This window comes from Halomonas flagellata (assembly GCF_022487945.1).
In the GTDB taxonomy this organism is placed as follows: Bacteria; Pseudomonadota; Gammaproteobacteria; order Pseudomonadales; family Halomonadaceae; genus Halomonas; species Halomonas flagellata.
The window spans coordinates 1-708 of the sequence record NZ_JAKVPY010000093.1 but is presented as its reverse complement, the minus strand read 5'-3'; the positions used below and the strand labels follow the sequence as shown (position 1 = coordinate 708).

The 708-nt window shown below is 44.4% G+C and carries 1 protein-coding gene and 1 rRNA gene; both read right to left on the bottom strand.

Annotated elements, in window-relative coordinates:
- Window positions 1-513 (bottom strand): 23S ribosomal RNA (locus MKP05_RS22200); the annotation flags it as partial.
- Between the two features lie 5 nt (window positions 514-518).
- Window positions 519-708 (bottom strand): hypothetical protein (locus MKP05_RS22195; protein ID WP_240570138.1); only part of this gene is annotated, 190 nt, incomplete at its 5' end.

Genomic DNA, 708 nt, shown 5'->3' with positions numbered 1-708 from the left:
CTGTTTAACTCTCTTTCCAAAGTGCTTTTCATCTTTCCCTCACGGTACTTGTTCACTATCGGTCTCTCGCCAATATTTAGCTTTAGATGGAATTTACCACCCATTTTGAGCTGCATTCCCAAACAACTCGACTCATTGAGAGCGCATCACAAAGCACTGATAGTCCGTGTCAAAGACGGGATTCTCACCCTCTATGACGCTCTGTTCCAAGAGACTTGTACACGGTTCAGCACAGAAAGCACTTCTCCAGACTACAACTCGGGCAGGCCAAACACCCACCAGATTTTAAATTTGAGCTTATCCCGCTTCACTCGCAGTTACTAGGGGAATCCTTGTTAGTTTCTTTTCCTCCGCTTATTGATATGCTTAAGTTCAGCGGGTAGTCCTACCTGATTTGAGGTCAGAAGGTCATTAGAAAATCATCCCCCTGAAGGGACTTGCACCATTAGAAGCCGATCCCACCTCAGACGACCACGGCATAGATGACTATCACACCGATAAGGACAATCCACAAGGGTTCAAGCTAATGCATTCAAGAGGAGCTGAATCAAAAAAAAGAGCCAGCAATTTAACCCTCCAAATCCAAGCCCATTCAACAAAAAGTCAAAAGGGTTGATAAAATTTGTCTTTGTCCAAGGAAAACTGATGGGGATCCCTACCATCCATTTTGCCAAATGGGTGATGTTTGAAGACAACTCAAGGGTTTTG